Annotated in this window: 2 tRNA genes and 3 rRNA genes; all 5 read left to right on the top strand. The window is 46.7% G+C overall.

The features are described from left to right. Positions 1 to 178: 178 nt before the first annotated feature. The 5 genes from ACM55M_RS17360 (at position 179) to rrf (ending at position 5,417) form a co-directional block, all read left to right on the top strand. Positions 179 to 1,692, top strand: a 16S ribosomal RNA gene (locus ACM55M_RS17360). Positions 1,693 to 1,821: 129 nt separating this feature from the next. Then, positions 1,822 to 1,895 (top strand) — tRNA-Ile (locus tag ACM55M_RS17355). 93 nt (positions 1,896 to 1,988) lie between these two features. Continuing rightward, positions 1,989 to 2,062: transfer RNA gene (locus tag ACM55M_RS17350), tRNA-Ala, on the top strand. A 192-nt stretch (positions 2,063 to 2,254) separates the two neighbouring features. Next, positions 2,255 to 5,138: ribosomal RNA gene (locus ACM55M_RS17345) — 23S ribosomal RNA — on the top strand. Between the two features lie 169 nt (positions 5,139 to 5,307). Next, positions 5,308 to 5,417 (top strand): 5S ribosomal RNA (gene rrf, locus ACM55M_RS17340). Together the 16S, 23S and 5S rRNA genes with 2 tRNA genes alongside form the textbook arrangement of a ribosomal RNA operon. Positions 5,418 to 5,422 lie beyond the last annotated feature (5 nt).

Here is a 5,422-nt window from a genome sequence, read left to right as displayed (position 1 = left end):
CTGAAATAAAATTCAGTTTAAATAAGCAGAACACGTTCCTAGACATATTGAATTGACAGCCGTTTTGAAAGAGATTTCAAAACAAAAGAATGAGAGTAATAGAATCGAAAGATTTGAAAAAACCACTAGAGAATTTAGTCGAATAACAATAGCTTGAAGCAATTCAAGCACACAATATACGATGAAGAGTTTGATCCTGGCTCAGGATGAACGCTAGCGGCAGGCTTAACACATGCAAGTCGAGGGGTATAGTTCTTCGGAATTAGAGACCGGCGCACGGGTGCGTAACGCGTATGCAATCTACCTTTCACAAAGGGATAGCCCAGAGAAATTTGGATTAATACCTTATAGTATATATGAATGGCATCATTTATATATTAAAGATTTATCGGTGAAAGATGAGCATGCGTCCCATTAGCTAGATGGTAAGGTAACGGCTTACCATGGCTACGATGGGTAGGGGTCCTGAGAGGGAGATCCCCCACACTGGTACTGAGACACGGACCAGACTCCTACGGGAGGCAGCAGTGAGGAATATTGGACAATGGGCGCAAGCCTGATCCAGCCATGCCGCGTGCAGGATGACGGTCCTATGGATTGTAAACTGCTTTTGTACAGGAAGAAACAGTTCTACGTGTAGAACCTTGACGGTACTGTAAGAATAAGGATCGGCTAACTCCGTGCCAGCAGCCGCGGTAATACGGAGGATCCAAGCGTTATCCGGAATCATTGGGTTTAAAGGGTCCGTAGGCGGTCAGATAAGTCAGTGGTGAAAGCCCATCGCTCAACGGTGGAACGGCCATTGATACTGTCTGACTTGAATTATTAGGAAGTAACTAGAATATGTAGTGTAGCGGTGAAATGCTTAGAGATTACATGGAATACCAATTGCGAAGGCAGGTTACTACTAATATATTGACGCTGATGGACGAAAGCGTGGGTAGCGAACAGGATTAGATACCCTGGTAGTCCACGCCGTAAACGATGGATACTAGCTGTTGGGAGCAATCTCAGTGGCTAAGCGAAAGTGATAAGTATCCCACCTGGGGAGTACGTTCGCAAGAATGAAACTCAAAGGAATTGACGGGGGCCCGCACAAGCGGTGGAGCATGTGGTTTAATTCGATGATACGCGAGGAACCTTACCAAGGCTTAAATGTAGATTGACCGGTTTGGAAACAGACTTTTCGCAAGACAATTTACAAGGTGCTGCATGGTTGTCGTCAGCTCGTGCCGTGAGGTGTCAGGTTAAGTCCTATAACGAGCGCAACCCCTGTCGTTAGTTGCCAGCGAGTCATGTCGGGAACTCTAACGAGACTGCCAGTGCAAACTGAGAGGAAGGTGGGGATGACGTCAAATCATCACGGCCCTTACGCCTTGGGCTACACACGTGCTACAATGGCCGGTACAGAGAGCAGCCACTGGGTGACCAGGAGCGAATCTATAAAACCGGTCACAGTTCGGATCGGAGTCTGCAACTCGACTCCGTGAAGCTGGAATCGCTAGTAATCGGATATCAGCCATGATCCGGTGAATACGTTCCCGGGCCTTGTACACACCGCCCGTCAAGCCATGGAAGCTGGGGGTGCCTGAAGTCGGTGACCGCAAGGAGCTGCCTAGGGTAAAACTGGTAACTAGGGCTAAGTCGTAACAAGGTAGCCGTACCGGAAGGTGCGGCTGGAACACCTCCTTTCTAGAGCTTGAATGTTAGTTGCGTAAAGTGACACTTTCAAGAAAGAAGACGAAAGTTCGAATTGGAAACAAATGTGGACGTTTTATTACTCTTGCTGTTAGTTCAAATAATACCATTTAAGAATAAGAGTGTCTCGTAGCTCAGCTGGTTAGAGTACTACACTGATAATGTAGGGGTCGACAGTTCGAGTCTGTCCGAGACAACTATTTACTTAAATACAAAGAAGAAATTCTAGAGTTGAGGCGTTATGAAAGTATTTCATAATTCATAATTCACAATTCATATTAAAAAAGATTGGGGGATTAGCTCAGCTGGCTAGAGCGCCTGCCTTGCACGCAGGAGGTCAACGGTTCGACTCCGTTATTCTCCACTATCTTAAGTAGTAATTATTAAGGATTAGGTAGTAAGTATTACTTACGGCTTTATAATTAATAATTCCTAACTAAAGAAAAAGTTCATTGACATATTGAGATAAGAAAATAATAAAAAGTAGAAAGCATTTTTTGCTTGTTTATCATTAGACAAGTAAAAGAAACGGCACATTTTAATTAATGTGTTGGTACAATAAGCAAAATAAGGGCGTATGGGGGATGCCTTGGCTCTCAGAGGCGATGAAAGGCGTGATAAGCTGCGAAAAGCTACGGGGATTGGCACACACGAATTGATCCGTAGATACCTGAATGGGGCAACCCACTATGTTGAAGACATAGTACACCGATAGGTGGGCAAACCCGCTGAACTGAAACATCTAAGTAGGCGGAGGAGAAGAAAACAAAAGTGATTCCGTAAGTAGTGGCGAGCGAACGCGGATTAGCCCAAACCAATGTTGTTACGGCAATATTGGGGTTGTAGGACCACGACATTTGTTGCGGATAGAATTAGAATCTACTGGAAAGTAGAGCCAAAGAAGGTGATAGCCCTGTATAAGTAATAGAAGATAACGATAGTGGTATCCTGAGTAGGGCGGGACACGAGAAATCCTGTCTGAATTTGGCGGGACCATCCGCTAAGGCTAAATACTCCTGAGAGACCGATAGTGAACCAGTACCGTGAGGGAAAGGTGAAAAGAACCGTGAATAACGGAGTGAAATAGATCCTGAAACCATACGCTTACAAGCGGTCGGAGCCCCTTCGTGGGGTGACGGCGTGCCTTTTGCATAATGAGCCTACGAGTTAACGTTGCTGGCAAGGATAAGTGGTTAAGCCACGGATCCGTAGCGAAAGCGAGTCTGAATAGGGCGCTTTAGTCAGTAGTGTTAGACGCGAAACCGTGTGATCTACCCATGGGCAGGATGAAGCGCTGGTAACACAGTGTGGAGGTCCGAACCGGTTGACGTTGAAAAGTCTTCGGATGACCTGTGGGTAGGGGTGAAAGGCCAATCAAACTCGGAAATAGCTCGTACTCCCCGAAATGCATTTAGGTGCAGCGTTATGCGTAAAGTTATATAGAGGTAGAGCTACTGATTGGATGCGGGGGCTTCACCGCCTACCAATTCCTGACAAACTCCGAATGCTATATAATGTTTCATAACAGTGAGGGCTTGGGTGCTAAGGTCCAAGTCCGAGAGGGAAAGAACCCAGACCATCAGCTAAGGTCCCCAAATATATACTAAGTTGAAAGAACGAGGTTTGTCTGCCCAGACAGCTAGGATGTTGGCTTGGAAGCAGCCATTCATTTAAAGAGTGCGTAACAGCTCACTAGTCGAGCGGACGAGCATGGATAATAATCGGGCATAAGTATATTACCGAAGCTATGGATTTACAATTAATTGTAAGTGGTAGGGGAGCATTCTCACAGGGTAGAAGGTGTATCGTAAGGTATGCTGGACCGGTGAGAAAAGAAAATGTAGGCATAAGTAACGATAATGCGGGCGAGAAACCCGCACACCGAAAGACTAAGGTTTCCACAGCTATGCTAATCAGCTGTGGGTTAGTCGGGACCTAAGGCGAACCCGAAAGGGACAGTCGATGGACAACGGGTTAATATTCCCGTACTAGTTATTACTGTGATGGGGTGACGGAGTGATGAAAGCGCCGCGAACTGACGGAATAGTTCGTTGAAGTACCTACCTATAAGCTGCGCAGGCAAATCCACGCGGCTTGGGGAAATACGATAGTACTCGGAGACTTCGGTTGAAGAGATAGTGCGCCTAAGGGCTTCCAAGAAAAACCTCTAAACTTCAGGTAATAAGTACCCGTACCGCAAACCGACACAGGTAGTCGAGGAGAGAATCCTAAGGTGCTCGAGAGATTCATGGCTAAGGAATTAGGCAAAATAGACCCGTAACTTCGGGAGAAGGGTCGCCAGCAGCAATGCTGGCCGCAGTGAAGAGGTCCAGGCGACTGTTTATCAAAAACACAGGGCTCTGCAAAATCGTAAGATGAAGTATAGGGCCTGACACCTGCCCGGTGCTGGAAGGTTAAGAGGAGATGTTATCTTCGGAGAAGCATTGAATTGAAGCCCCAGTAAACGGCGGCCGTAACTATAACGGTCCTAAGGTAGCGAAATTCCTTGTCGGGTAAGTTCCGACCTGCACGAATGGTGTAACGATCTGGACACTGTCTCAGCCATGAGCTCGGTGAAATTGTAGTAGCGGTGAAGATGCCGCTTACCCGCAGTGGGACGAAAAGACCCTGTGCACCTTTACTATAGCTTAGTATTGACCTTGGATAAATGATGTGTAGGATAGGTTGGAGACTGTGAAGTGGCGTCGCTAGGCGTTGTGGAGTCATTGTTGAAATACAACCCTTTGTTTATCTGAGGCCTAACCCCGTAATGCGGGGGACATTGCTTGGTGGGTAGTTTGACTGGGGTGGTCGCCTCCAAAAGAGTAACGGAGGCTTCTAAAGGTTCCCTCAGTACGCTTGGTAACCGTGCGTAGAGTGCAATGGCATAAGGGAGCTTGACTGAGAGACATACAGGTCGATCAGGTACGAAAGTAGAGCATAGTGATCCGGTGGTTCCGCATGGAAGGGCCATCGCTCAAAGGATAAAAGGTACGCCGGGGATAACAGGCTGATCTCCCCCAAGAGCTCATATCGACGGGGGGGTTTGGCACCTCGATGTCGGCTCGTCACATCCTGGGGCTGGAGAAGGTCCCAAGGGTTGGGCTGTTCGCCCATTAAAGTGGCACGCGAGCTGGGTTCAGAACGTCGTGAGACAGTTCGGTCTCTATCTACTGTGGGCGCAAGAAATTTGAGTGGATCTGATTCTAGTACGAGAGGACCGAATTGGACAAACCTCTAGTGTATCTGTTGTTCCGCCAGGAGCATCGCAGAGTAGCTACGTTTGGAAGGGATAAGCGCTGAAAGCATATAAGCGCGAAACCCACCACAAGATGAGATTTCTTTTAAGGGTCGTAGGAGATGACTACGTTGATAGGCTATAGATGTAAAGGCAGTAATGTCATAGTCGAGTAGTACTAATAACCCGTAAGCTTATGTACGCTTTTCCCCGGGGCAACCCGGGGAAGAAACTTTCTTTATGCTGAACTTGTTTCAGTATCAAACTTTTTATTTTCTTTATCTCAGTATGTTAAGATATTACTATAATTATGAATTGATAAAATATCAATTGTTAATTATGGATAATTGCCCAAAGCAATTATAACCTCTTAAGGTGGTTATTGCGGCGGGGCTCACCTCTTCCCATCCCGAACAGAGTAGTTAAGCCCGCCTGCGCAGATGGTACTGCAGTTATGTGGGAGAGTATGTCGTCGCCTTTCTTTAA

Source organism: Flavobacterium galactosi, assembly GCF_048158585.1.
GTDB classification, from domain to species: Bacteria; Bacteroidota; Bacteroidia; order Flavobacteriales; family Flavobacteriaceae; genus Flavobacterium; species Flavobacterium galactosi.
The sequence above is the reverse complement of the archived record's forward strand: the minus strand, read 5'-3'. Positions and strand labels throughout refer to the sequence as shown.